Origin of the sequence: Bacillus sp. FSL L8-0167 (assembly GCF_038630295.1) — a bacterium.
Lineage (GTDB): Bacteria > Bacillota > Bacilli > Bacillales > Bacillaceae > Bacillus > Bacillus safensis.
The window spans coordinates 840,586-866,670 of the sequence record NZ_CP152027.1 but is presented as its reverse complement, the minus strand read 5'-3'; the positions used below and the strand labels follow the sequence as shown (position 1 = coordinate 866,670).

Here is a 26,085-nt window from a genome sequence, read left to right as displayed (position 1 = left end):
TTATTCACCTTGATAACTAGTGCGCCACTTGAGCAGACGCTTTTCTAACAGACGTACAAATGAATCTGTCAGCTTACCTACTACTGCAAAGATGATAATTCCTACAAACACTTTATCCGTTTGAGAGAATTGCCTTGCATCCATAATCATATAGCCGACCCCGCTGCTTGAACCCATCAACTCAGCTACCACTAAACCAAGCCAAGCAATTCCTAATGACAGTCTCACGCCCAGAAGAATATGAGGAAGAGCAGCCGGTAAAATCAGCTTTGTGATGCTTTGATACACATTAAACTCTAAGGCGCGAGCCACATCAAACAGCTTATTATCTACACTGCGAATACCTAGAAACGTATTAATATAAATCGGAAAAAAAGCCCCAAGTGCAATCAATAAAATTTTCGCTGTTTCATCAAAACCAAACCAGAGGATGAATAAAGGAGTGACCGCTAAATGTGGAACGGTTCTCAGCATTTGCAAGGTCGGATCTACATAATGCTCTGTTTTTTTAGAAAACCCTACGCATACGCCCAGCAAAAGACCTAAGCCTCCCCCTAGCAAAAATCCACATATCGCTCGATAAAGGCTGATGTATAGATGGCCAAACAGTTCACCAGAACGAATCAACTCTCGAAAGGATTCTGCAATCAAGACAGGCGAAGGCAAGACAGTGGAAGAAACGATTTGAGAACCAGCTATGATCTGCCAAACCGCAATAAGTAGAACAGGTAATACCAGTCCCTTTAACTTATATAAAGAAGAAGCTTTTCTCCTTTTTTTCTTTGACCGCTCGATTTTAGATGCTAAAGCCGGATTCGATACAGCTTTCATTCATCCATCTCCTCTTTCAGCATTTTTTCAATAAACGAATTATCTACAACCTGATTAACATCAATTTTCCGCTGGATCGCCTTTTTTTTGTATTGAAAATCAGCGGTATGCTGCTGGGCATTGATGATCTTCTTAGAAATGGGCTTATTGAGTGGCTCCGTATTGTTTAATACTTGTGTGACAACCTTCTTATCTAAATTTTTTAAACGCGCATATAGAGTAACAGCCTCTTCTGGATGTGATTTCTGCCACTTCACCGCATGGTCATATACCTTTAAGAATTTCACCACTAGTTCAGGATGCTGATCAGCAAACTGAGTTCGAACAAGTGTGAAACCTGGAGAATATAAATCGGTCGCTTCCCCATTCACCAGCAGCTTTGCTCCTTTCTTTATCGTTTCAAGTGATAAGAACGGCTCCCAGATCGACCAAGCATCAACGGACCCATTTTCAAATGCTGATATCGCTTCATCTGGCTGAAGCTGAATGATCTGAACATCCTTCGCAGATAAACCTGCCTGATCTAATACTTTGTATAAAAAGTCAAAGCCGCTGCTCCCTTTAGCGACAGCAATTTTTTTCCCTTTTAAGTCTTCTACTTTTTGAATCTCACTGTTCTTATTCACTAAAATACCGTTCGCTTTCAGCCCATCCTGAGATAAACCAATTTCCTTAAAATCAATACCAGCTGCCTGACCTGCTATAACAGGTGAGTTTCCAACTTGCGTGAAATCTAATTGATTTGCAGCAAGTCCTTCAAATTGGGGAGGTCCACTTTGAAACTCCACCCACTTTACCTTCACTCCTTCTTTTTCAAATGATTGTTCAAACCACCCCTTTTCCTTTGCTAAAAGCAGCGGGCTCAAACTTTGCTGAATCCCAATCCTAATTTCTTTCACCTTGTTTTCCGAGCCGTCTGCTGCTTGATCACACCCTGCTAAAACAAGCAGCAGACTCAAAAAGATAACGATCATTTGTTTCTTTTTCATGCGATTTCCCCTCCCTAAATCCCTAAGCCATCGGTTAGTAACAATTCATCTGTTTTCTCAAATTCTGAAAGCACCTTTTGTCTTAAGCTTTGAAAAGCGGTTGACGTTCTATCACGCGGAAAAGGCAGGTTCACAGGAAGAATCTTATGGATTCGGCCAGGTCTCGCTTGCATTAGCACAATTTCATTTCCTAAATAAATCGATTCATCAATATCATGAGTTACGAGCATCATCGTTGTTTTTTTCTCCTGCCAAATGTCCAGCAGCACATCCTGCAAGTGTTTTCGTGTGAATGCATCCAGTGCACCAAATGGTTCATCCAGCAATAAGATCTCCGGATCACGAAGGAGTGCTCTCGCAATGGCAACCCGTTGTGACATTCCTCCTGAAAGCTCATGTGGATAAGCATGTTCAAATCCTTTTAATCGAACAATTTCAATCAATTCATCCACTTTGCGGCGTACATCCTGTTGTTTTAAATTGAAATTGGCCGCTATGTTTTCTTCAACCGTCAGCCATGGAAACAGGCGGTGTTCCTGAAAGATAAAGCCCTGTTTCATTCCTGGTTCTGTGATCCGTCTGCCTCCTATCAAAATTCGCCCATCATACGCTGTGTCGAGGCCGCTTATGATCTTTAGCAATGTACTTTTCCCACATCCGCTCGGACCTATCACTGTTACAAATTCACCGGGAATAATGCTCAATCTTAAGTCTTCAAGTACCCGAATGGTCTGTTTGTCTTTCCAAAAGGATTTATCCACAATATCAATTGAAATCGTCATTGAAACCTCCACTCCTCTTACAATCAGATAAATACACAGAAAGGCCCTTATCCCAAAAAAGAGATAAGAGCCTTCGCGTTGTCCGATCAGCTAATCATATTGATTTGTTAGCACCATCCTAAATCATATTAATCCCATAAATCAACTCAAATTTATAAAATGATTATTTTGTCCTTGTATGCTTTTCATCAATCCGATCGTAAATCGCTTCTATTCGTTCCTTGTTACTGTAAATCTCATATTTGTTCCGCTCAATCAAGATATCGAGTGTCAGATCCATATGTTTTCTGTATTTTTTTCGTTTTTTCTTTTTTTCCATCTTCTTCATCCTTTCTCATTCAAATAAAAAAAGGCTCTTCACTCATATTTGAGTGATAGAGCCTTCGGTTGACCGATCAGCCATTCTTGTTCGTGTTTTCAGTATGCTCATGTTAATACACACTATTCCTACCTGTCAACTATATTTATTGTTTTTTCAGATTTATCTAAAAAATGATTGACCGAGCAGGGAACAAGATTTATAGTCTTATTAAATATTTCTTATCAAAACAGTTGGTTTTATCTAACAAAAGGAGGATACACACATGTCAGAAGAACGTCCATTTCGTTTAGAAACAAAAGCCATTCACGCAGGTCAGGAGCTTGATTCAGCGACCTATTCAAGAGCCGTGCCTATTTACCAAACGAGCTCATTTGGTTTTAGAGACAGTGAGCATGCAGCGAATTTATTTGGTCTTCAGGAACCGGGAAATATTTATTCACGTATTATGAACCCTACAAATGACGTATTTGAAAAGCGTATCGCTGAGCTTGAAGGTGGAATTGGTGCACTTGCTGTTTCTTCTGGACAAGCAGCGACGACTTATTCTATTTTAAACATCGCAGGAGCCGGAGATGAAATCGTTTCCTCAAGCAGTCTTTATGGCGGCACCTACAATTTATTTGCCCATACACTCAAAAAACTCGGAATTACTGTAAAATTTGTCGATTCATCCAACCTTGAAGAACTCGAAGCAGCGATCACTGACAAAACAAAGGCAGTTTATGCAGAGAGCATTGGGAATCCAAAAGGCGACATTTTACATATTGAAGCCATCTCAGCCATTGCACACAAGCATCATATCCCGCTTATTGTTGACAATACACTCGCCAGCCCTTATTTATTAAGACCTATCGAGTTTGGTGCAGACATTGTCGTCCACTCAGCGACGAAATTTATTGGCGGCCATGGTACATCAATTGGCGGCGTCATCGTTGATAGCGGCCGATTCCCTTGGGCTGACAGCGATAAGTTTAAAGGGCTGACTGAACCAGATCCAAGCTATCACGGGCTGACCTATACAGAAGCAATTGGAGAAGCGGCTTATATCACAAAAGCACGAGTACAGCTATTACGTGATTTAGGGGCAGCTCTGTCGCCATTCAACTCATTTTTACTTCTGCAGGGCTTAGAAACATTACACCTTCGTCTTGAGCGGCATAGTGAAAATGCCTTGAAAACAGCACAATTCTTACAGGATCACCCTCTTGTCAATTGGGTAAGCTATCCAGGTCTTGAAAGTCACGAATCATATGAGCTTGCTCAAACCTATTTACCAAAAGGACAAGGCGCGATCCTCACATTCGGTATTAAAGGTGGACGCGAAGCAGGTAAAAAGCTCATTGATTCTGTCCAGCTTTTCTCCCATCTCGCAAACGTGGGTGATTCTAAATCCCTCATCATTCACCCTGCCAGCACAACGCATCAGCAATTAAGCGAGGCAGAACAAAAAGCGACAGGTGTCACACCAGAGCTCATTCGTTTATCTGTTGGAACAGAAGCGATTGAAGATATTCTTGCAGATCTTGAACAGGCGATGACAAAAAGTCAGTCTGAATGACAATGACATAGAAAAAAGCACACGGCTGTGTGCTTTTTTATTGTTTATTAATGATTGAGTAATCGAATGTCTTGGAAAGGATAAAATACAAATGAGGTAGTTCCTTGAATATCACGCTTTGTAAAAAGACCTAAGCCGTTGCGGCTGTCCATTGAATTTTGGCGGTTGTCCCCCATGACAAAGTACTTTCCTTTTGGAACAGTCAAAGGGCCAAAATCAGGTGTCAGCAAGGTGCCATCTGCAGCTGCTTTCTTTTTGTTTGACGCTAAGTAAGGCTCCGCCACTTTTTTTCCATTAACATATAGCTGATCATTTTTCATTTCAATTTTATCACCAGGTAAACCAATCAATCGTTTGACATAATGAGTGCTGCGGTCTTCCCCATCAAGAACAATGATCTGTCCCCGTTTATAATCACCGAAATAATCAACCGTTTTATTCACAAACACCCGCTCTGTGTTATGCAGTGTTGGGTCCATAGAAGTCCCCTTCACAATATACGGTGCGAATAAAAAGTTCCGAATGATAAAAACAGCAATAAATGCGATTAAGATGGCTTTGATCCAGCCCCATAATTCTGATTTCTTTTTTTGTGTTTTTGTATTTGTTGTCATAAGCTCCTCCTGAATTCCCCAAGGACGAAATGTGTGTCACCAGCTGCCAGCCGGCGTCACGCTTGTTTCTCCCTAAATATAAACATATTTTGCCAACAAATCAAGCGAAGAGAGAGAAAAAGGCAAGCACCTTTCTGTGCTTGCCCAAAACTCAGTTAGTTAGCAGAAGAATCCGCTTCTTTTTCTTTGTTTGCTTTACCATAGAAATAATCCGATGGATTCACTGGTTTGAAATCAGATAACTTATGGAATCGAAGTAGATCCCTATAGAGCACTTTATCTGAAAGACTTAACTGATTATCAACACGGGCTTTAATCGCCTCTGTCTTTTTATTTTGTTTCACCACTTTACCTGTTTTCGTATCATAAACGGTATTATCGACAAGTGTGTATTTCGGTGTCACATAGTTTCCATTACGGAAGGCAACAGTCTCATCATGCTTTTTAGAGAATAAGTCTGTTCCAAAATTCACGAATTCATTTGAATCGATACCTTGTAAGTGAAGAAGTGTTGGCATAACGTCGACTTCACCACCATACGTATGGTTCACGCCGCCCTTCTTACCAGGAATACGAATCATGAGCGGAACACGCTGGTTTTGTGCATTTTGATAAGGAGTGATTTCTTTCCCTTGAATTTCACTCATTGCACGGTTATGGTTCTCAGAAATACCGTTATGGTCACCATATAATAAAATGACTGAGTCTTTATACATACCTGATTTTTTCAAGTCTTTGAAGAATTGCTCTAATGACTCATCTAAATATCTTGCTGTTTGGAAATAGTTATCGACTGTTTTATCGCCAGTTGTTGCCTTAGCGATTGTCGCATCTTTTTCATCTAAATTAAATGGATAGTGATTTGTCAGTGTCATTAAATGTGCATAAAATGGCTTTTTCATTGATTCTAGCATTGGAATTGATTCTTTGAAGAACGGTTTATCCTTCAGACCCATATTCACAAGGTTTTCTTCATCCATGTTGTAATAGGAAGCATCAAAGAATTGATCAATTCCCATATGTTTATAAATCGTGTCACGGTTCCAGAAAGATTTATAGTCCCCATGAAGTACTGCACTCGTATAGCCTGCTTTTTGATCTAGGATGGCAGGTAGTGATTGAAAGGTATTTTCACCCTTTGTAACAAATGCTGCTCCCTCTGGCAGGCCAAACATACTATTATCCATCATCAGCTCAGCATCTGATGTCTTCCCTTGACCTGTCTGATGGAAGAAGTTATCGAAATACGTAAAGTCGTCTTTCCCATGAGCCAGTTTGTTTAAGAATGGAGTCACTTCTTCTCCATTTAATTTGTAGTCAATTAAGAAAGACTGGAAGCTTTCTAAATGAATTTTAATAATGTTTTTGCCTTTTGCTTTACCAAAATACTCTGCATTTGGCTTCGCATAGTGAGATGACGTATAGTTCACAACATCCGTTAAATCTTCACTGCTTGCATTTGCTACCTGTGTTGCGTTTTGTGCTGCTTGTACCCCATCATAAATCGTATAGTTATAAACACCTAAGTATTTGACAACATACTTATGATCAAAGGTTCTCGTTAATAATTCTGGACGATCCTTTTCAGCCAAATGAAGGTTTACAAAGAACAGTCCAATACCTGCAGCTACAATTAGCAGTGCAAACGTCTTTTTCATTTGGAACTTCTTCACTTCTGGTCTCCAAATGACAATCGCAATCAAAATGATAATATCAAGGAAGTATAAAAGGTCATGCGGCTTAATGCTTGCTAGCACACCGCCAGTCATGCCTCCCCCAAGATTTCCTGCCTGCTTCATTGTTGAGAAAGTCAAAAAGTCATCAAAGAAACGGTAATACGCTACATTTGCATATAAAAGTGCGGTCATAATAAAATCAATAACAATTAAAACAATGGCAGATTTACGCCCCTTCAAAAAGAGAGCAAGTCCAAAAAACACGATGGCTGAACTAAATGGATTCAATAAGAGAAGCCCCTCTTGAAAAGAACCTTTTACTCCTAAATTAAAGTCCATTTTGTAGGCTGTGTACGATTTAGCCCAGAATAAAAGGACAGCCAAAACAAAAAAGCTATATTTGTTTGCAAATATTTTTTTCATAAAACCTCTTCTTTCTTATCATCGTTCTGATATAAATGAAATCATAAAAAATTTACATTCATTTTGCAAATGTAAATCTTCTTCGCCAAGCATGCCGATGCTCTGTCTCCGCCGGATACATGCGCTCCTTTAATATAACGAATGAGAAGCATCATAAGTTTCAAAAAAAATACGAGTAAATAAAAGGAAAAATATCCATTTACATTAAATTTACGCACACTTCATGTTTTAGTGGATGAAGAAGGTTTTGTAAATCACTCAGTATTACTTTACTTTTTTCATCTATTCGTGTCAAAGTAATTATAAAGAAAAGGAAGAATCACCTAGGCTTTTCGACTCATTTACCTAAATTTATACAAAATTCGATCCTTGCTTCTTTTATTGTGACTCAACCTCCATTAATCCATGTACCTCCCTAAAAAAACAGTTTTAAACAAAAAAAGCTTGATTTCCCCTACTGATGTGCGGTGTGATAAAGAGGTAGAACTTGATCACAACACTTATATGTTCATGACAAAAAAATCAGGCTGGAGGACATCACATGAAGATTAACAAACAAATCAACACTTTTGAAGAGAGATTTTCAGAAGATGTAGTCACTATCATTGCTGTTACAGGACCTTCTGGCGTAGGGGCAGGAAAAGCAGGCCAGGCACCTCTTTGGACCGCTTCTATTCCACTGATTGCTTGGAAAGAAAACGGTCATATCATAACCGAAAATGTAAGACTTTGCTGGCTAACAGATGACGAGGGATTAAGGGAAAAACAGGCACAATTACATAAAGAATCAATCGTTACACTTCAGGTTCGAAAAGGCGAAGGTGAATTCATGCTTGTATCTTTAATCAATACAGATACACAGGATCAAGCGCTTCAAGAAATTTTAGAAGAAGCCCAAAAGCCTGTGTATTATCATGATGATACACTTGGCACCTTTGAGTTAGTAAAAGGACTAGACTTATTTGAAAAAACCATCCAATGGAGCAATGAAGAGTGCCTTCTCTACTTTAACCTCGAAGAAGATGAAAAAATAAATGACTCTCTTCGAACAGCAAACCACCTCATGCAAGAACAGGCCAAATGGGATTCTTCTATTAAATCATTTGCCGCAAATCAGCTGATAGATCTAGCAAAGGATTGGCAGGAACAGGACGAATCAGCTGAAAAGCAAGAAGAACTCACACTGAATCAATTTATAAACCGCATTTCAATTGAAAGCCTGCATGTTTACCCTGAGGGAGAGTTTGAAGTCTACTATCATGACGGTGATTTATTTTGGGGTCATGTCATTATTGTCACAGGAAATATAAATGGCACATTTCATGATGCACACATTGCAGGCTAAAGGCTGGAGGAATAACCCATGGAAATCAAAGCTTTTCAAGAATTAAATCTAATCGGGAAAACGCCAGCCATCGCCAAAATTGGCGGCTTCCGTCCTGATCCAGCTGTACACAGCTGGTTTGCAGGTCATTTTTTCATCGATCCTAATCAAGGCTGGCCGATAGATCAAGATGGAGCCATGATTCCGATTTTACAAATTTATTTACCAGAAGTGCCAGGAGGAATGAACGGCTTCAATGAATGTAAGCTGATTCAAATTTTTCTTAATCAGAATACACTTCCGATTGATCTCACCAAAAACGGTGAAGGCTGGAAGCTCATTGAATATTCATCAATCGAAGGTTTAGAAGTAGCTGAAACTCCTGAAGAAGTGAGAGGGCTCAAAGCTTTTCAAATCCAATGGAACGAAAGTGAGCAAAGGGACTTCCCTTGCTGGGAAGAGGCATGGTCATATGTGGACCTAACAGAAGTAAACGAAAGTGAAGAAGCGACAGACCACTTCTTTAATCAATACACAAATTATTCGTTCACAAAAATCGGTGGATATGGGGCGTATATTCAATCCCCGCCCCATCAACAACAAGGCGAATTCATGCTCCAAATCGCCTCAGAAGAAAAACCTCGTTTCATGATTGGTGATAACGGCACGATGTATTTCTATTATGACCAAGAATCAAAAGAATGGTTTATGCACTGGGATTGTTTTTAATGTTTATTGAATGAAACCTCGCCTTCTCCTAAACGTAATGAGTAACAATGAAAGGAGGCAGCAAAATGGGATTCATTCTAGACATCTTTTCACTTGCTGTGTATATCCCTTTTCTACAAGTGGATGAAGAGGAGATCTCGAGGAACGCAGCACATCTCAAAAAATATAGCTGGTTTCAAACACTATTACATGAACAAACTTGCAGGGAGCTCATCATTTATGATCCCGATGTTCGACGTGTCATAGGCAGGTTTAAAACGGAGAAACTCCATAAGAAGCGATACAACTTAAGATGCGAACGTAAATTACTGCAAGCATTACAACGCGCATTCTAAACTGACAACAAGAGCCGCACTTTCCTGTGGCTCTTGTTTATCAATTGAATCGTTCCTTTTGAAGAAAACATTTGACGCCTGGACAACTCTCCCCGTATATTATGTATAAATCCATCTTTTTCAAAGAAAAGGGGGCCTCACATGCGCTTATTTAAGAACTGGAGAAAAAAGCAGCCTGCACAGCAAATCACTTCAGAAAAGCAAGAAGACAGCATCCCAGTCAACTTCTCCACACTTCCCTTTGGCACAGACACCGTCGATGATTTTTTGTTCAACCTAGACCTGACCTCCAAGCTCACAGATCCCTATAAAGAAACAGATACGAACAAGCTTACCTAGATCTTCGTAAATTCTCATCCAATACTGGATGATTTTTTTATACTCAATGAAAGGTGTATCCAATGAAAACATATTATATCGTCAGACACTGCCAAGCAGATGGACAATCTAAAGCTGCAGCTTTAACCCCACAAGGCATCACTCAATCTCATGAACTGGCACAGTTTTTTTCCAGCATTCATCTCAATCAAATTATCTCAAGTCCTTATAAACGAGCGATCCAAACTACTGAGCCCCTTGCTCATGCAAAACAGCTCGAGATAAAAATCGATCAGCGCCTCTCTGAACGTGTATTAAGCAGCAAACCAATAGACGATTGGTTTGAGAAGCTAAAGCTCAGTTTTACAGACTTACATATGACCTGTGAAGGCGGAGAATCGAGCCAAGAAGCCATGAATCGTATTGTAGAAGCACTACACGAACAAATAAAATTAGAAAAAGATCATACCCTATTCGTCACACATGGCAATATCATGAGCCTGCTTCTTAAACACGCTGATCCAACGATTGGATTCGAGGAGTGGAAGAAACTAAGCAATCCAGATGTCTATATTCTGAAATATTTTAGTCCAGATCATATAGAAACAAAGCGAATATGGCATTAAAAAACGGCAGAATGAACTCTGCCGTTTTCTCATCTATTGCTGATAATAAAATGCCTCTACCCACTCATACGGTTTCTTACGCTCCGCACACCATGTCATAAAGCCTCTTGTCTCCGTCTGCTGAAACGCCATCCAGTCCTTTAAAAGCTGGCCATAATAGACGGCTTGTTTTTGAACATTGGTACGAATTCTTTTATTTTGAATCAGCATCATAACATTTTCAATCCCTTGAATTCTCTCTTGATCCTTCTCATAGGTGCTTAAATAAAGATCTTCATGTATATGGTGAAACGAATACCACAAGGCCGATAAATAGATTTCACAAATTTGAACAATCACACGCTGTTCCTTGCTGCCCCCAAGCTCTAGTGCCTTCAATAAATGAGGCAGCCCTTCTCCCTGATGTACAAACAAACCTTGCCAGCGATACGGTCTTACATCCAATGGGTCAACTTTCTCCCACGTTTGAAAAACAGGCTGGATCACCTCATTTACCAGCGGATACACAAGCAGATGATGATCATCCTCAAACCGTTCAATCCACTGAAACAGCCAAGCAGCAAATTCACGCTGTTCTTCAAAATCGTTCTCCTTCATCTCTTCAATAAAGGACTGAAGAAAGTTTAGCGCATCTTTACGCAGACCCTGTTCTTTTCTCACACAGTACTGTCTAAAAAGAGGATAATCATTTACTCCCTCGTCTTGAATGATAGCCTGTAATATCGTCTTCGTTTGCATGATCACAACGCCGCCTCTTTACATCCATTCTTTTCTATGTTCATGAATAAATTGAATGTCTTTTTGATAATGTTCAAGATATCCTTCTTGAATCATGTTTTGAAAAGCGATATCACCCTCACACGCTTGTCGTTTCATATACTGACATAACCCTTCTAAACGAAGCAGCACCATATCCAAATAATCTTCTGCTATTTCCTCGCCATAAGATTCAAAAAACAGTTTGACTCTATGCTTTATCTGGTCTGCATGGTCTAATGAAAGATAATTCACGACCTCCCCTGTTTCAGTGCGAAAAAATCTACTGAGAGGCACACATGTATAAAGGGTATATGCGATATCCCAAAGCCTTGGACCAGGAGCAGCTACATCAAAATCAATAATCCCTACTGGTTTTTTATCCTTGAAAATGATGTTGTACATCGCAAAATCATTATGGCAAACAATCTCTATGTTGTTAGGCGTATTGTCCATTCGTTCCCAATCATCTGAAATGGAGAAGTCCTGAACAGCATCATGATAAAGCCTTAACATGCTCGCTATTTCTTTTAAAACATCGTGAGTACACATGTATTCTTTTAAAGGATCATGACCGGCCACGCCATCAATAAAGGACAATATCTCTCTACCTTGTTCATCAACCCCTAAAAACTTTGGAGCATAGGAGAAATTCTTTTTTTCTAAATGCTTTAGCAGCTTTCGTATATTGATATTGTCTGACTTTACTTCTCGACGAACCGTATCTCCAGAACGATATACGTTCGAGACATTGCCACCTGTCAATAACTCCTCATGATCATTTTGTTTTTTCATAAATTCTCCCCTCAAACTGGGTCACCATGTTGATGTCAGCTAAAGATGTGTATGTAACCACAAATATTCATTTAGTTACTCAAAGGTAGTACAACTGTTTTATGTGAATGTGCTGCTCCATTTTGTTTCCTTACATGGTTAAATGTATCTTATCAAATGTTGCAAATCATCTAAAGATTATTCTGCCAAAAGAAGTACATACTCATTATTTTCTAATAGGTTCCTATTTTTTATCTAAATTACTCATTTAAACCACAAAAAAACGTTTTACCACGAGGGTGAAACGTTAGGTTCATGGAAAAACCAATCATGAAAATTTTAAAAGATACCGGTGGCCGGGGTCGAACCAGCACTCCGTGATAAATTATTCTAAAAAGGCAAGGTATACCCTCTTAAAGTAAAGCCCCTGTTAATGAAAAGAATTAAAGTTCTTCCTGATATATTTCTAATTTTATCGGCTTTAAACTCAAAGGTATTTTAAACTCATGAATACTTTCAATATGATTAAAAAAATGATCGATATCGTCATAATCCATTGACCATTCTTCTACCACCTTTAACTTTTTTAACTCGCTTGTTGGTTTAAATAAAAATTCACAGTGTAGTTGTTCCATGTGAGAATATTCATCTTCTTCATAAACTGTAAACTGACGTACAAAGTCAAAATGAAATAGTTCCTCTCCTGTAAAATCATAGACACCACACTGAAATAAAATTTCTTTATCTTCTTCGCCCTCAACTGTCACCTTTGAAAAAGCCTTAAATGTTTCCCAAACCTTTTTTATATCATCGTTATCTTCACCAATGCTATCTTTAAGATAACTTTCAGCATTTTTAACCGTAATCATTACAACACCTCTTGTGTACAATTTATCCAATCCTTCTTCAATTATCCTGCCCCTTTAGTTTAATAATAAGGCAACCATCAATAAAGTAAAAGTTAATCTCCTTAATATGTTCCTCTTAGCTAATTCACCCTTTCAGCAGTGAACGCGATTTGAAGTAATTTTGTCGTATGAAGAAGCAGCTAAAAAACAAATAAAAAACGTCCTCCTACAATTTGTAGAAAGACGTTTTAAACGTTGATATTCCTTAATTCTTCTGTAATTGACGACAATAAAGAATATCTAAAACTAGATACCGGTGGCCGGGGTCGAACCGGCACTCCGTGAGGAACACGATTTTGAGTCGTGCGCGTCTGCCAATTCCGCCACACCGGCATGATCATTAAAGAGCGCATCTTATATTAAAAAACATGGTGCCGAGGGCCGGACTTGAACCGGCACGGTAGTCACCTACCGCAGGATTTTAAGTCCTGTGTGTCTGCCAATTCCACCACCCCGGCAGTCTTTTCAAAAAAGGCGACACCCGGATTTGAACCGGGGATAAAGGTTTTGCAGACCTCTGCCTTACCACTTGGCTATGCCGCCATTATTGGAGCGGAAGACGGGATTCGAACCCGCGACCCCCACCTTGGCAAGGTGGTGTTCTACCACTGAACTACTTCCGCACATCAACTGGGCTAGCTGGATTCGAACCAACGCATGACGGAGTCAAAGTCCGTTGCCTTACCGCTTGGCTATAGCCCAATAATAAAATGGGGCGATTGATGGGAATCGAACCCACGAGTGCCAGAGCCACAATCTGGTGCGTTAACCACTTCGCCACAACCGCCATAGATGTTATGAATCATATTAAGAAAATTGGCAGGGGCAGTAGGAATCGAACCCACACCGGAGGTTTTGGAGACCTCTGTTCTACCTTTAAACTATGCCCCTATGAAAATAAAAAATGGTGGAGGGGGGCGGATTCGAACCGCCGAACCCGGAGGGAGCGGATTTACAGTCCGCCGCGTTTAGCCACTTCGCTACCCCTCCACTTTTGAAAAACAGTGCCGGCAAGAGGACTTGAACCCCCAACCTACTGATTACAAGTCAGTTGCTCTACCAGTTGAGCTACACCGGCAAATAGTGGTGGCTCGGGACGGAATCGAACCGCCGACACACGGATTTTCAGTCCGTTGCTCTACCAACTGAGCTACCGAGCCAAGTATTCTTTTGAAAAATGGCGGTCCGGACGGGACTCGAACCCGCGACCTCCTGCGTGACAGGCAGGCATTCTAACCAACTGAACTACCGGACCATTTTGGTTGCGGGGGCAGGATTTGAACCTGCGACCTTCGGGTTATGAGCCCGACGAGCTACCGAACTGCTCCACCCCGCGACGATATAAAAGATATGGTGGAGGATGACGGGCTCGAACCGCCGACCCTCTGCTTGTAAGGCAGATGCTCTCCCAGCTGAGCTAATCCTCCGAATAAAAAATGCTGGTGTATATTCTATAAAAATGGTGACCCGTACGGGATTCGAACCCGTGTTACCGCCGTGAAAGGGCGGTGTCTTAACCGCTTGACCAACGGGCCCTTTATTATGTAAATTGTGGCGGAGAGCAAGGGATTCGAACCCTTGAGACGGGGTTACCGCCTACACGATTTCCAATCGTGCTCCTTCGGCCACTCGGACAGCTCTCCAAATTGGCTCCGCAGGTAGGATTCGAACCTACGACCGATCGGTTAACAGCCGATAGCTCTACCACTGAGCTACTGCGGAATGAAGAAAGCCTGGCGATGTCCTACTCTCACAGGGGGAAACCCCCAACTACCATCGGCGCTGAAGAGCTTAACTTCCGTGTTCGGCATGGGAACGGGTGTGACCTCTTCGCCATCATCACCAGACAATTTAGTGACAAAAGATATTATACTATGTATTGAAAATAAATCAAGAGATATTTTAAAAATGTTCTCTCAAAACTAGATAACAATGTTCATGCTTCACATCAGAATATAGGTTAAGTCCTCGATCTATTAGTATCTGTCAGCTCCACGTGTCACCACGCTTCCACCTCAGACCTATCAACCTGATCATCTTTCAGGGATCTTACTTCCTTGCGGAATGGGAAATCTCATCTTGAGGGGGGCTTCATGCTTAGATGCTTTCAGCACTTATCCCGTCCGCACATAGCTACCCAGCGATGCCCTTGGCAGAACAACTGGTACACCAGCGGTGCGTCCATCCCGGTCCTCTCGTACTAAGGACAGCTCCTCTCAAATTTCCTGCGCCCGCGACGGATAGGGACCGAACTGTCTCACGACGTTCTGAACCCAGCTCGCGTACCGCTTTAATGGGCGAACAGCCCAACCCTTGGGACCGACTACAGCCCCAGGATGCGATGAGCCGACATCGAGGTGCCAAACCTCCCCGTCGATGTGGACTCTTGGGGGAGATAAGCCTGTTATCCCCGGGGTAGCTTTTATCCGTTGAGCGATGGCCCTTCCATGCGGAACCACCGGATCACTAAGCCCGACTTTCGTCCCTGCTCGACTTGTAGGTCTCGCAGTCAAGCTCCCTTGTGCCTTTACACTCTGCGAATGATTTCCAACCATTCTGAGGGAACCTTTGGGCGCCTCCGTTACATTTTAGGAGGCGACCGCCCCAGTCAAACTGCCCACCTGACACTGTCTCCCTGCCCGATAAGGGCAGCGGGTTAGAAGGTCAATACAGCCAGGGTAGTATCCCACCGATGCCTCCACCGAAGCTAGCGCTCCGGTTTCCAAGGCTCCTACCTATCCTGTACAAGCTGTACCAACATTCAATATCAGGCTGCAGTAAAGCTCCACGGGGTCTTTCCGTCCTGTCGCGGGTAACCTGCATCTTCACAGGTACTATAATTTCACCGAGTCTCTCGTTGAGACAGTGCCCAGATCGTTGCGCCTTTCGTGCGGGTCGGAACTTACCCGACAAGGAATTTCGCTACCTTAGGACCGTTATAGTTACGGCCGCCGTTTACTGGGGCTTCAATTCGCACCTTCGCTTACGCTAAGCGCTCCTCTTAACCTTCCAGCACCGGGCAGGCGTCAGCCCCTATACTTCGCCTTACGGCTTCGCAGAGACCTGTGTTTTTGCTAAACAGTCGCCTGGGCCTATTCACTGCGGCTTCTCGGGGCTTTAACACCCTAAGAAGCACCCCTTCTCCCGAAGTTACGGGGTCATTTTGCCGAGTTCCTTAACGAGAGTTCTCTCGATCACCTTAGGATTCTCTCCTCGCCTACCTGTGTCGGTTTGCGGTACGGGCACCTCTCACCTCGCTAGAGGCTTTTCTTGGCAGTGTGGAATCAGGAACTTCGCTACTAAATTTCGCTCGCCATCACAGCTCAGCCTTTACGGGAAACGGATTTGCCTATTTCCCAGCCTAACTGCTTGGACGCGGATATCCAATACCGCGCTTACCCTATCCTCCTGCGTCCCCCCATTGCTCAAATGGTGAGGAGGTGGTACAGGAATATCAACCTGTTGTCCATCGCCTACGCCTTTCGGCCTCGGCTTAGGTCCCGACTAACCCTGAGCGGACGAGCCTTCCTCAGGAAACCTTAGGCATTCGGTGGACGGGATTCTCACCCGTCTTTCGCTACTCATACCGGCATTCTCACTTCTAAGCGCTCCACCAGTCCTTCCGGTCTGGCTTCACAGCCCTTAGAACGCTCTCCTACCACTGTTCGTAAGAACAGTCCGCAGCTTCGGTGATACGTTTAGCCCCGGTACATTTTCGGCGCAGAGTCACTCGACCAGTGAGCTATTACGCACTCTTTAAATGGTGGCTGCTTCTAAGCCAACATCCTGGTTGTCTAAGCAACTCCACATCCTTTTCCACTTAACGTATACTTTGGGACCTTAGCTGGCGGTCTGGGCTGTTTCCCTTTCGACTACGGATCTTATCACTCGCAGTCTGACTCCCAAGGATAAGTCATCGGCATTCGGAGTTTGACTGAATTCGGTAACCCGGTAGGGGCCCCTAGTCCAATCAGTGCTCTACCTCCGAGACTCTTACCTTGAGGCTAGCCCTAAAGCTATTTCGGAGAGAACCAGCTATCTCCAGGTTCGATTGGCATTTCACCCCTACCCACACCTCATCCCCGCACTTTTCAACGTGCGTGGGTTCGGGCCTCCATTCAGTGTTACCTGAACTTCACCCTGGACATGGGTAGATCACCTGGTTTCGGGTCTACGACCACGTACTCATGCGCCCTATTCAGACTCGCTTTCGCTGCGGCTCCGCATCTTCTGCTTAACCTTGCACGGGATCGTAACTCGCCGGTTCATTCTACAAAAGGCACGCCATCACCCGTTAACGGGCTCTGACTACTTGTAGGCACACGGTTTCAGGATCTATTTCACTCCCCTTCCGGGGTGCTTTTCACCTTTCCCTCACGGTACTGGTTCACTATCGGTCACTAGGGAGTATTTAGCCTTGGGAGATGGTCCTCCCGGATTCCGACGGAATTTCACGTGTTCCGCCGTACTCAGGATCCACTCTGGAGAGAACGACATTTCAGTTACAGGGCTGTTACCTTCTTTGGCGGGCCTTTCCAGACCTCTTCGCTTATATCATTCCTTTGTAACTCCGTATAGAGTGTCCTACAACCCCAAGAGGCAAGCCTCTTGGTTTGGGCTGTTCCCGTTTCGCTCGCCGCTACTCAGGGAATCGCATTTGCTTTCTCTTCCTCCGGGTACTTAGATGTTTCAGTTCCCCGGGTATGCCTTCTCATACTCTATGTATTCAAGTATGGATACTACTCCATTACGAGCAGTGGGTTTCCCCATTCGGAAATCTCCGGATCAAAGCTTGCTTACAGCTCCCCGAAGCATATCGGTGTTCGTCCCGTCCTTCATCGGCTCCTAGTGCCAAGGCATCCACCGTGCGCCCTTTCTAACTTAACCATTTCTTACTTTAGAAAGAATCACTATGTGTGATGAACTTTGCATTGCATTCAATGTGAATGTATTACTTATTGTTATCTAGTTTTCAAAGAACAATCCTGTCTCGCTAGAGACATGTTTTGAAGGAATGATCCTTCAAAACTAAACAAGACGAAAACGTACGCTGCTCCATATATCCTTAGAAAGGAGGTGATCCAGCCGCACCTTCCGATACGGCTACCTTGTTACGACTTCACCCCAATCATCTGCCCCACCTTCGGCGGCTGGCTCCATAAAGGTTACCTCACCGACTTCGGGTGTTGCAAACTCTCGTGGTGTGACGGGCGGTGTGTACAAGGCCCGGGAACGTATTCACCGCGGCATGCTGATCCGCGATTACTAGCGATTCCAGCTTCACGCAGTCGAGTTGCAGACTGCGATCCGAACTGAGAACAGATTTATGGGATTGGCTAAACCTTGCGGTCTTGCAGCCCTTTGTTCTGTCCATTGTAGCACGTGTGTAGCCCAGGTCATAAGGGGCATGATGATTTGACGTCATCCCCACCTTCCTCCGGTTTGTCACCGGCAGTCACCTTAGAGTGCCCAACTGAATGCTGGCAACTAAGATCAAGGGTTGCGCTCGTTGCGGGACTTAACCCAACATCTCACGACACGAGCTGACGACAACCATGCACCACCTGTCACTCTGTCCCCGAAGGGAAAGCCCTATCTCTAGGGTTGTCAGAGGATGTCAAGACCTGGTAAGGTTCTTCGCGTTGCTTCGAATTAAACCACATGCTCCACCGCTTGTGCGGGCCCCCGTCAATTCCTTTGAGTTTCAGTCTTGCGACCGTACTCCCCAGGCGGAGTGCTTAATGCGTTAGCTGCAGCACTAAGGGGCGGAAACCCCCTAACACTTAGCACTCATCGTTTACGGCGTGGACTACCAGGGTATCTAATCCTGTTCGCTCCCCACGCTTTCGCTCCTCAGCGTCAGTTACAGACCAGAGAGTCGCCTTCGCCACTGGTGTTCCTCCACATCTCTACGCATTTCACCGCTACACGTGGAATTCCACTCTCCTCTTCTGCACTCAAGTTTCCCAGTTTCCAATGACCCTCCCCGGTTGAGCCGGGGGCTTTCACATCAGACTTAAGAAACCGCCTGCGAGCCCTTTACGCCCAATAATTCCGGACAACGCTTGCCACCTACGTATTACCGCGGCTGCTGGCACGTAGTTAGCCGTGGCTTTCTGGTTAGGTACCGTCAAGGTGCGAGCAGTTACTCTCGCACTTGTTCTTCCCTAACAACAGAGCTTTACGATCCGAAAACCTTCATCACTCACGCGGCGTTGCTCCGTCAGACTTTCGTCCATTGCGGAAGATTCCCTACTGCTGCCTCCCGTAGGAGTCTGGGCCGTGTCTCAGTCCCAGTGTGGCCGATCACCCTCTCAGGTCGGCTACGCATCGTCGCCTTGGTGAGCCATTACCCCACCAACTAGCTAATGCGCCGCGGGTCCATCTGTAAGTGACAGCCGAAACCGTCTTTCATCCTTGAACCATGCGGTTCAAGGAACTATCCGGTATTAGCTCCGGTTTCCCGGAGTTATCCCAGTCTTACAGGCAGGTTACCCACGTGTTACTCACCCGTCCGCCGCTAACATCCGGGAGCAAGCTCCCTTCTGTCCGCTCGACTTGCATGTATTAGGCACGCCGCCAGCGTTCGTCCTGAGCCAGGATCAAACTCTCCGAGGTATGCAGGATGCATATCACACATGCGTTGCTACATGATGTAGCGAACTTAGCATGTGATCATTTCCTGCCTCGCCAGTTTGACTGACTACCTATGAAGTTTCATAGGATTTTTTTATAAAAACTCGAATTAACAGGTACGTTTTGTCTTGTTTAGTTTTCAAAGATCATCTTCGTCGTCTCTCAGAGGCGACTTTCTTAATATAACATTTGAGCGCCGTGTGCGTCAAGCGTTTTTTAGAATTTCTTTTTGTCAGCTTTTCTTTCAAAGCAACTCAGTTGCTCATTAGCGACGTTTAATAATATACCATCATAATATTCATGCGTCAATATCTTTTTTCACAAAATATCCTCGATGATAGATTTTTTGTCCCTTTGTCTCAATCGGCTCCACTTGAACAATTCCTTTTTCCACAAAGAAATCAATCATGACGCTAAGGTCAGGCGTGAAATACTTTAGATCTGGGTGTGCAAGAAGCTCACCAAAAAGCCATATATCCTTCTGTTCCATGACATGACGCAAATGAGCGGCACCAATTTCCGCTTTTGAATGGATCAAAAAATCATTTGCTAAAAATAAAAGTTCCAAACGTTTATGCAGACTTTCATGGCTTTCAATCAGTTCTGAGTAAAGTTTGTATACTTCAGGTTCCATATGACGCACTTGGTTCCAAACGGTCACTTCTGGGTGGAAGCCTTTATCAATTACTTCAATACGTGCTAGGTGATGCAGGGCATGCACAATGGAATTATATGCATCGAGGAATTGATTTGACTCAAAAAATGCTTTTCCTTCTATATATCTGCGAATGAGCTTGCCATATTCTAAACCGATTTTGAGCTTGCGGTTTGAAAACGGGAATGTACTTAGTTCATCAATTAAGTTGAAGATATATTCATTTCGATCAAACAGGACTTTTCCATTCAAAATCCAATCGATGATTCGGCGGTTAGTGCCGAGGGTAATCCATTCCTTCAGTTGATCATCTGTGACAACATTTAAAGAAGCTGTTTGGTGATCGGATTCATAGTGCTTGATAAATAACGGCTCTTCCGCTTCTTTTACGATGACCAAAAGTGCTGCATCAAAGTTATCCGTCTCAGAAGATACTTTATGTCTTCTTTCTACTATAATCACAGCTAATGTGTCTGGATGGCTTGCTCTCTCTTGATAAATAGGACGGAGAAGATTTTCCATAGTGATTCCTCCAATACTCGGGTGTAAGGTTCTTCTCTAATGCTATGTATTTCTCCTCATAGAATCAAAATTCCTTCAATACATGAAAAAAGATCATTGAATCATTATAAGCAATTTATTCACAAAACTCTATAACTAATTCAAACGGAAAGGTAAAATGTGCTATATTGGAGATAAGGGGGACTAGGGATGGCGAAATACTCCAGTAAGATTAATAAAATCAGAACATTTGCACTTAGTTTGGTTTTTGTTGGCTTTCTGATCATGTATATCGGTGTGTTCTTCAAGGAATCGATTTGGCTGTCGACTTTCTTTATGCTGCTTGGCGTCTTATCGATTGGATTAAGTACAGCCGTTTACTTTTGGATTGGTATGCTTTCTACGAAGGCAGTACGTGTCGTTTGTCCAGGCTGTGAGAAGGAAACAAAAGTGCTTGGGCGGGTTGACATGTGCATGCATTGCAGGGAGCCGCTTACACTTGATCCAGCATTAGAAGGTAAAGAGTTTGATGAATCCTACAATCGAAAAAAGTCATAAAAATAAGCTGACCTTTTAAACGGTCAGCTTTTTCATTAATGATTTTCTTTTTTCGCACATTCTTGACAAGTTCCATAGATCTCCAAGCGATGATGACTGACTTTAAAGCCTGTCACATGGGATGCAAGCTGTTCAACTTCATCAAGGCCAGGATAGTGAAAATCTACGATTTTTCCGCAGTTTTCACAAATCGCATGGTAGTGGTCAGATGTCGCAAAATCAAATCGGCTTGAGGAATCACCATACGTTAATTCCTTTACTAATCCAGATTCCCGGAAGACTCGTAAATTGTTGTAAACCGTTGCGACACTCATGTTTGGAAATTTTCCTTCAAGTGCTTTATATATATCGTCCGCGGTTGGGTGTGTCATAGAATTTACGAGAAACTCCAAGATGGCATGGCGCTGCGGAGTAATTCGAACACCGGTTTCTTTTAGAGCATCTAAAGCGTCTTTTAGTTCGTGAGCAGCCATTTCATCATGCACCTCTCTTCAAAAATATTCTTATATTATAATCTTTATAAATAGTGTACCCCCAGAGCCGAAACTTTGTCAATTACAATCCTCTTTTTTACCTATTCTTCTTTACAAAAAAGACCGGCATGACTGCCGATCTCATCCTGTGAGGATATTAAGCGTGAGCTTTCAATTCCTCAAGCGCTTCCTCTACGTGGTCTTTTACCTTTACTTTTCGCCATTCTTTCACAAGCGTGCCTTCTTTATTAATAAGAAACGTTGAACGCTCGATTCCCATATATTCTTTGCCAAAATTCTTTTTCAGCTTCCATACCCCAAAGGCTTCAGACAATTTCTGTTCATCGTCTACAAGAAGAAGAAACGGCAAATCATGTTTTTCTTTAAACTTTTGGTGCTTGTCCTGACTGTCTGGGCTTACGCCGATAATGACAGCATCTAATTCTGCAAAGCTTTGATGGCGGTCGCGGAAATCACATGCTTCTGTTGTACAGCCTGGTGTCATATCTTTTGGATAGAAATAAAGAACAATATGTTTTCCTTTAAAATCAGAAAGCTTTACTTTCTCCCCATTGTCACCGGTTAATTCAATGTCAGGTACTTGCTGCCCTACTTCGATTGTCATGACACAATCCCTCCAACCTATTTTTTAATTAGCCTATCCAATTTTGAGAGGATATTCAACTAAGGACGCTTGCATCGGCATGTTAAAATAATGATAGACGACGTGATACGTTGAGATAGGAGGCTATTTATGAAATTCACAGAATCAGAAAAATTACATCAAGAGGCGCTGGAGCACATTGTTGGGGGTGTCAACAGCCCGTCTCGTTCATATAAGGCAGTAGGCGGCGGTTCACCCGTTGCGATGGAAAGAGGAGAAGGCGCTTATTTTTGGGATGTTGACGGAAACCGCTATATCGATTATCTGGCAGCATACGGTCCAATTATTACAGGACACGCCCACCCGCATATTACAAAAGCCATCACGAAAGCGGCTGAAACAGGTGTCCTTTACGGAACACCAACGAAGCATGAAGTCACTTTTGCTAAAATGCTGAAGGAAGCCATGCCTGCTTTAGACAAAGTTCGTTTTGTCAATTCAGGTACAGAAGCGGTGATGACAACAATTCGAGTGGCTCGCGCATATACAGGCAGAACAAAAATCATTAAGTTTGCCGGATGCTATCACGGCCACTCTGATCTTGTGCTAGTGGCTGCAGGCTCTGGTCCTTCCACTTTAGGAACACCCGATTCCGCAGGCGTACCAAAGAGTATCGCCAATGAAGTCATTACCGTTCCATTTAATGATATTGACAGCTATAAAGAAGCATTAGATCGCTGGGGAGATGAAATAGCAGCTGTCCTTGTCGAACCAATTGTCGGGAACTTTGGCATCGTAGAACCTAAGGACGGTTTCCTGCAGCAGGTCAATGACCTCACACATGAAAAAGGCGCACTGGTGATTTATGATGAAGTCATTACCGCTTTCCGCTTTATGTATGGCGGTGCACAGGATTTGCTTCAAGTAAAACCTGACCTCACTGCATTAGGAAAAATTATTGGCGGCGGACTTCCTATCGGCGCTTACGGCGGTAAAAAAGAAATTATGGAACAAGTTGCCCCGCTTGGACCAGCCTATCAAGCTGGCACAATGGCAGGAAACCCTGCATCCATTCTTTCAGGTATTGCCTGCTTGGAATTGTTAAAAGAAGACGGCGTTTACGAGCGTCTTGATCAGCTTGGCGCTATGTTAGAAGAAGGCATTTTAGCCCATGCCAAAAAGCATCAAGTAGATATTACAGTGAATCGCTTAAAAGGAGCGCTCACAATTTATTTCACAACAGAAACGATTGTGAACTACGAGCAGGCTGAAAATACGGATGGCGAAATGTTTGCCCGTTTCTTCAAATTAATGCTCGCGCAAGGCATTAACCTCGCTCCTTCTAAATATGAAGCTTGGTTCTTAACGATCGCACATACTGAAAAAGATATTTCTGAGACGCTGCAAGCAGTAGATCATGCATTTGCACAGCTGAAACAATCATAATGAAGTCCCAAACAGGCGTAAAAACATGCGCCTGTTTTTTTATTTACCAGCTCTTGTTTGTCAAAAGCGTGCGAATCTGTTACATTTCTTCTCAATACCTTCTTTTGATGTTTTCATGAACTTTCAAAAATCACTTGAATATTTCGGAAGACCGCTGTATATTACTTAGTTGTTTCATCAAAATATGAATGATAAATGACGAGTGATCATCTATTATCGAAAAGAAAGGAATGCAGGGACAAAACCAATGAAACTTGGAGCCCGTATTTTAAAAACTGGTATTGCCATTGTACTCGCGCTTTACCTGGCAACATGGCTTGGGTTGCCAACGCCCGTCTTCGCGGGAATTGCAGCTGTATTTGCTATCCAGCCATCTATTTATCGATCTTTTTTAACCATTGTTGATCAAGTGCAAGCCAATATTATTGGAGCAGCGCTTGCCATTACGTTCGGTCTGCTTTTTGGCACAGGACCAGTCATTATCGGTTTAACCGCCGTCATGGTCATCGCCATTAATTTAAAGCTGAAGATTGAACACACGATTCCGATTGCACTTGTAACCGTCATCGCGATTTTAGAAAGTGCAGGGGATCATTTCCTTTCCTTTGCCCTAATCCGAACAGCTACTGTGGTGTTAGGAGTTCTTTCTTCATTTTTAGTGAATTTAATCTTCCTGCCGCCAAAATATGAAACAAAACTTGTTCATCACATTATGGAAAATACGGAGGAGATTTTAAAATGGATCCGTCTGAGCTCCAGACAGTCTACTGATCATTCCACATTAAAGGATGACATCGATCAAATAAAAGAACGCATGATCAAATTAGATCATATTTACTTGCTATACAAAGAAGAACGAAGCTATTTAAAGAAAACCACGTATGTCAAATCAAGAAAGCTTGTTTTGTTCAGGCAGGCCATTATGACATCGAATCGCGCTCTGTATTTGCTGAAAAAGCTTCATAAATTAGAAAATGAAATTCATTTAATGCCAGAGCATTTCAGGGAAAGCTTAACGGATGAAATTGATTATTTACTGTATTGGCATGAGCGCACATTGATGAAATTCGTCGGAAAAATGAAGCCGCAGGATGATGAATTTCAAAATGAATGCTCTCTTCGCCTTGAGACGTTAACGAAATCATTTATTCAGCATCAGCAAAACCAAGAAAACGACTTACTCGATTACAACATGCTGAATGTCATGTCCAGCATCATCGAATACCGTGATGAATTAGAGCATTTAGATACATTGATTACAAGCTTCCAGACGTATCACCCAAAAGATAGTGAAATTGAGACAGAAGAAAAAGAAGCATAAACAGAAAAGACCGATTCCTAGAATCGGTCTTATTTTATTTTCTTCATTTTAGGATCCAGTGTGTCTCTTAATCCATCCCCCATCAGGTTAAAGCCTAGAACCGTCAGCATGATCGCTATTCCTGGGAAGAATAATGTCCAAGGGGCTTGAACGAGATAAGGTCTCGCATCGGCGAGCATTTTCCCCCATTCTGGACTTGGCGCCTGTGCACCCAATCCTAAAAAGCCTAAAGCCGCTGCCTCAATGATTGCGGTTCCGATCGCTAGCGTTGCCTGTACGATGACTGGCACCATACTATTTGGCAGAATGTGACGCAGTACGATGCGGCGGTGTGACATCCCAACCGCCTTTGCTGCCAGAACGTATTCTTCTTGTTTTATACTAAGCACTTTTGAACGAACGAGCCGTCCAAAAGTTGGGACATTAATAATCGCAATGGCAATAAGGGCATTTTGTAAGGAGGGGCCTAGGATGGAGACAATAGCAATCGCTAATAGAATGCTAGGAAAAGCGAGTAAAATATCAAACAGTCTGGAGATCACAGCATCTAGCACTCTTCCGCCATAGCCCGCTATCAATCCAAGCAGTGTGCCTAAAATGACAGACCCGAGAACCGAGAAGAAACCGACCCATAAGGAAATCCGTGCTCCATGCATAACTCTTGAAAATATATCTCTGCCGAAATCATCCGTACCAAACCAGTGCGCAGCTGAAGGGGCACTAAATCGCTCACCAAGTGATTGCTCATTGATTCCATAAGGAGCAATGAGCGGTGCAAAGATCGCTAGGATCAGAAATAAAAAGACAATCACACTGCCAATGACCGCCAGCTTGTGCTGAAAGAACTGCTTCATTGATTCAAGAATCAATGATTGAGAGCGTTCATCTTTTGTCTGAGGTGGTTCAAGCTCTTTTTGTGCTTCCAT

General features: G+C 42.9%; 22 protein-coding genes, 16 tRNA genes and 3 rRNA genes. 9 read left to right on the top strand and 32 right to left on the bottom strand.

What is annotated here, in order from left to right; all coding sequences use genetic code 11:
• The 4 genes from MHB66_RS04375 to MHB66_RS04360 form a co-directional block, all read right to left on the bottom strand.
• Positions 1-831 carry an ABC transporter permease gene (locus tag MHB66_RS04375; protein ID WP_046310320.1) on the bottom strand — a complete coding sequence of 277 codons (831 nt, stop codon included), beginning with the start codon at positions 829-831 and terminating at the stop codon, positions 1-3.
• A complete protein-coding gene (locus MHB66_RS04370) occupies positions 828-1,820 on the bottom strand; it encodes an aliphatic sulfonate ABC transporter substrate-binding protein (protein WP_046310317.1) in 993 nt (330 codons plus the stop codon). Before MHB66_RS04370 ends, MHB66_RS04375 begins: the two co-directional genes overlap by 4 nt.
• A gap of 14 nt (positions 1,821-1,834) precedes the next feature.
• Positions 1,835-2,602 (bottom strand): ABC transporter ATP-binding protein, encoded by a 768-nt coding sequence (locus MHB66_RS04365; RefSeq protein ID WP_041116904.1) that lies wholly within the window; start codon positions 2,600-2,602, stop codon positions 1,835-1,837.
• Positions 2,603-2,765: 163 nt separating this feature from the next.
• Positions 2,766-2,921, bottom strand: coding sequence for an FbpB family small basic protein (locus MHB66_RS04360; protein WP_029707817.1), 156 nt, complete (start codon positions 2,919-2,921; stop codon positions 2,766-2,768).
• A gap of 265 nt (positions 2,922-3,186) precedes the next feature.
• On the opposite strand from MHB66_RS04360, the gene MHB66_RS04355 reads away from it, so the two are divergent.
• Complete coding sequence (locus tag MHB66_RS04355) at positions 3,187-4,482, top strand: homocysteine synthase (protein ID WP_034282308.1); 1,296 nt, start codon at positions 3,187-3,189, stop codon at positions 4,480-4,482.
• A gap of 47 nt (positions 4,483-4,529) precedes the next feature.
• On the opposite strand, the gene lepB is transcribed toward MHB66_RS04355, so the two are convergent.
• Both lepB and MHB66_RS04345 read right to left on the bottom strand, forming a co-directional pair.
• Positions 4,530-5,096, bottom strand: coding sequence for a signal peptidase I (lepB, locus tag MHB66_RS04350; RefSeq protein ID WP_041116900.1), 567 nt, complete (start codon positions 5,094-5,096; stop codon positions 4,530-4,532).
• Positions 5,097-5,251: 155 nt separating this feature from the next.
• Entirely contained in the window at positions 5,252-7,195 is a 1,944-nt protein-coding gene (locus tag MHB66_RS04345) for an LTA synthase family protein (RefSeq protein WP_024427404.1), read from the bottom strand.
• 541 nt (positions 7,196-7,736) lie between these two features.
• Between MHB66_RS04345 and MHB66_RS04340 the strand changes: the two genes are divergently transcribed.
• The 5 genes from MHB66_RS04340 (at position 7,737) to MHB66_RS04320 (ending at position 10,527) form a co-directional block, all read left to right on the top strand.
• Positions 7,737-8,540 carry a DUF2262 domain-containing protein gene (locus tag MHB66_RS04340; RefSeq protein ID WP_046310310.1) on the top strand — a complete coding sequence of 268 codons (804 nt, stop codon included), beginning with the start codon at positions 7,737-7,739 and terminating at the stop codon, positions 8,538-8,540.
• An 18-nt stretch (positions 8,541-8,558) separates the two neighbouring features.
• Positions 8,559-9,248, top strand: a complete 690-nt coding sequence (locus MHB66_RS04335; RefSeq protein ID WP_046310308.1) for a DUF1963 domain-containing protein — start codon at positions 8,559-8,561, stop codon at positions 9,246-9,248.
• A 65-nt stretch (positions 9,249-9,313) separates the two neighbouring features.
• Positions 9,314-9,583: a hypothetical protein gene (locus MHB66_RS04330; RefSeq protein ID WP_034282314.1), complete on the top strand. Its 270-nt coding sequence runs from the start codon at positions 9,314-9,316 to the stop codon at positions 9,581-9,583.
• A gap of 141 nt (positions 9,584-9,724) precedes the next feature.
• Positions 9,725-9,922 (top strand): hypothetical protein, encoded by a 198-nt coding sequence (locus tag MHB66_RS04325; protein ID WP_034282315.1) that lies wholly within the window; start codon positions 9,725-9,727, stop codon positions 9,920-9,922.
• 62 nt (positions 9,923-9,984) lie between these two features.
• Positions 9,985-10,527 carry a histidine phosphatase family protein gene (locus MHB66_RS04320; RefSeq protein WP_034282317.1) on the top strand — a complete coding sequence of 181 codons (543 nt, stop codon included), beginning with the start codon at positions 9,985-9,987 and terminating at the stop codon, positions 10,525-10,527.
• Positions 10,528-10,560: 33 nt separating this feature from the next.
• On the opposite strand, the gene MHB66_RS04315 is transcribed toward MHB66_RS04320, so the two are convergent.
• The 23 genes from MHB66_RS04315 to MHB66_RS04205 all read right to left on the bottom strand — a co-directional run bounded on the left by MHB66_RS04315 (position 10,561) and on the right by MHB66_RS04205 (position 20,778).
• Positions 10,561-11,265 carry a hypothetical protein gene (locus tag MHB66_RS04315; RefSeq protein ID WP_041117208.1) on the bottom strand — a complete coding sequence of 235 codons (705 nt, stop codon included), beginning with the start codon at positions 11,263-11,265 and terminating at the stop codon, positions 10,561-10,563.
• An 18-nt stretch (positions 11,266-11,283) separates the two neighbouring features.
• Entirely contained in the window at positions 11,284-12,078 is a 795-nt protein-coding gene (locus MHB66_RS04310; RefSeq protein ID WP_046310302.1) for a phosphotransferase, read from the bottom strand.
• 422 nt (positions 12,079-12,500) lie between these two features.
• Positions 12,501-12,926 (bottom strand): hypothetical protein, encoded by a 426-nt coding sequence (locus MHB66_RS04305; RefSeq protein ID WP_046310300.1) that lies wholly within the window; start codon positions 12,924-12,926, stop codon positions 12,501-12,503.
• A 290-nt stretch (positions 12,927-13,216) separates the two neighbouring features.
• Positions 13,217-13,298, bottom strand: a tRNA-Leu gene (locus tag MHB66_RS04300).
• Positions 13,299-13,334: 36 nt separating this feature from the next.
• Positions 13,335-13,423 (bottom strand) — tRNA-Leu (locus MHB66_RS04295).
• Between the two features lie 14 nt (positions 13,424-13,437).
• Positions 13,438-13,508 (bottom strand) — tRNA-Cys (locus MHB66_RS04290).
• 5 nt (positions 13,509-13,513) lie between these two features.
• Positions 13,514-13,588: transfer RNA gene (locus MHB66_RS04285), tRNA-Gly, on the bottom strand.
• Between the two features lie 7 nt (positions 13,589-13,595).
• Positions 13,596-13,667, bottom strand: a tRNA-Gln gene (locus MHB66_RS04280).
• A 9-nt stretch (positions 13,668-13,676) separates the two neighbouring features.
• Positions 13,677-13,752 (bottom strand) — tRNA-His (locus tag MHB66_RS04275).
• Positions 13,753-13,782: 30 nt separating this feature from the next.
• Positions 13,783-13,856 (bottom strand) — tRNA-Trp (locus tag MHB66_RS04270).
• Between the two features lie 14 nt (positions 13,857-13,870).
• Positions 13,871-13,955, bottom strand: a tRNA-Tyr gene (locus MHB66_RS04265).
• A 15-nt stretch (positions 13,956-13,970) separates the two neighbouring features.
• A tRNA-Thr gene (locus MHB66_RS04260) sits at positions 13,971-14,043 on the bottom strand.
• Positions 14,044-14,049: 6 nt separating this feature from the next.
• Positions 14,050-14,125, bottom strand: a tRNA-Phe gene (locus MHB66_RS04255).
• A gap of 18 nt (positions 14,126-14,143) precedes the next feature.
• Positions 14,144-14,220, bottom strand: a tRNA-Asp gene (locus tag MHB66_RS04250).
• Positions 14,221-14,224: 4 nt separating this feature from the next.
• A tRNA-Met gene (locus MHB66_RS04245) sits at positions 14,225-14,301 on the bottom strand.
• A gap of 15 nt (positions 14,302-14,316) precedes the next feature.
• Positions 14,317-14,392 (bottom strand) — tRNA-Val (locus tag MHB66_RS04240).
• A 33-nt stretch (positions 14,393-14,425) separates the two neighbouring features.
• Positions 14,426-14,500, bottom strand: a tRNA-Glu gene (locus tag MHB66_RS04235).
• Positions 14,501-14,517: 17 nt separating this feature from the next.
• Positions 14,518-14,608, bottom strand: a tRNA-Ser gene (locus MHB66_RS04230).
• Between the two features lie 4 nt (positions 14,609-14,612).
• Positions 14,613-14,687, bottom strand: a tRNA-Asn gene (locus tag MHB66_RS04225).
• 9 nt (positions 14,688-14,696) lie between these two features.
• A 5S ribosomal RNA gene (gene rrf, locus MHB66_RS04220) occupies positions 14,697-14,812 on the bottom strand.
• A gap of 109 nt (positions 14,813-14,921) precedes the next feature.
• Positions 14,922-17,852: ribosomal RNA gene (locus MHB66_RS04215) — 23S ribosomal RNA — on the bottom strand.
• Positions 17,853-18,034: 182 nt separating this feature from the next.
• A 16S ribosomal RNA gene (locus MHB66_RS04210) occupies positions 18,035-19,583 on the bottom strand.
• Together the 16S, 23S and 5S rRNA genes with 16 tRNA genes alongside form the textbook arrangement of a ribosomal RNA operon.
• Before the next feature lie 316 nt (positions 19,584-19,899).
• A complete protein-coding gene (locus tag MHB66_RS04205) occupies positions 19,900-20,778 on the bottom strand; it encodes a nucleotidyltransferase-like protein (RefSeq protein WP_024425790.1) in 879 nt (292 codons plus the stop codon).
• Positions 20,779-20,967: 189 nt separating this feature from the next.
• Between MHB66_RS04205 and MHB66_RS04200 the strand changes: the two genes are divergently transcribed.
• Positions 20,968-21,315, top strand: a complete 348-nt coding sequence (locus tag MHB66_RS04200) for a YgzB family protein (RefSeq protein ID WP_024425201.1) — start codon at positions 20,968-20,970, stop codon at positions 21,313-21,315.
• A 35-nt stretch (positions 21,316-21,350) separates the two neighbouring features.
• On the opposite strand, the gene perR is transcribed toward MHB66_RS04200, so the two are convergent.
• Complete coding sequence (gene perR, locus MHB66_RS04195; protein ID WP_012009347.1) at positions 21,351-21,788, bottom strand: peroxide-responsive transcriptional repressor PerR; 438 nt, start codon at positions 21,786-21,788, stop codon at positions 21,351-21,353.
• 157 nt (positions 21,789-21,945) lie between these two features.
• The gene (bcp, locus tag MHB66_RS04190) at positions 21,946-22,413 is read right to left on the bottom strand and encodes a thioredoxin-dependent thiol peroxidase (protein ID WP_024425791.1); all 468 of its coding nucleotides are present in this window, start codon (positions 22,411-22,413) and stop codon (positions 21,946-21,948) included.
• Positions 22,414-22,542: 129 nt separating this feature from the next.
• Between bcp and MHB66_RS04185 the strand changes: the two genes are divergently transcribed.
• Both MHB66_RS04185 and MHB66_RS04180 read left to right on the top strand, forming a co-directional pair.
• Positions 22,543-23,838, top strand: a complete 1,296-nt coding sequence (locus MHB66_RS04185) for a glutamate-1-semialdehyde 2,1-aminomutase (protein ID WP_034284215.1) — start codon at positions 22,543-22,545, stop codon at positions 23,836-23,838.
• Between the two features lie 247 nt (positions 23,839-24,085).
• Complete coding sequence (locus MHB66_RS04180; protein WP_034284217.1) at positions 24,086-25,159, top strand: aromatic acid exporter family protein; 1,074 nt, start codon at positions 24,086-24,088, stop codon at positions 25,157-25,159.
• Between the two features lie 29 nt (positions 25,160-25,188).
• Here MHB66_RS04180 and MHB66_RS04175 read toward each other — a convergent pair whose 3' ends face one another.
• Entirely contained in the window at positions 25,189-26,085 is an 897-nt protein-coding gene (locus MHB66_RS04175) for an ABC transporter permease (protein WP_046314337.1), read from the bottom strand.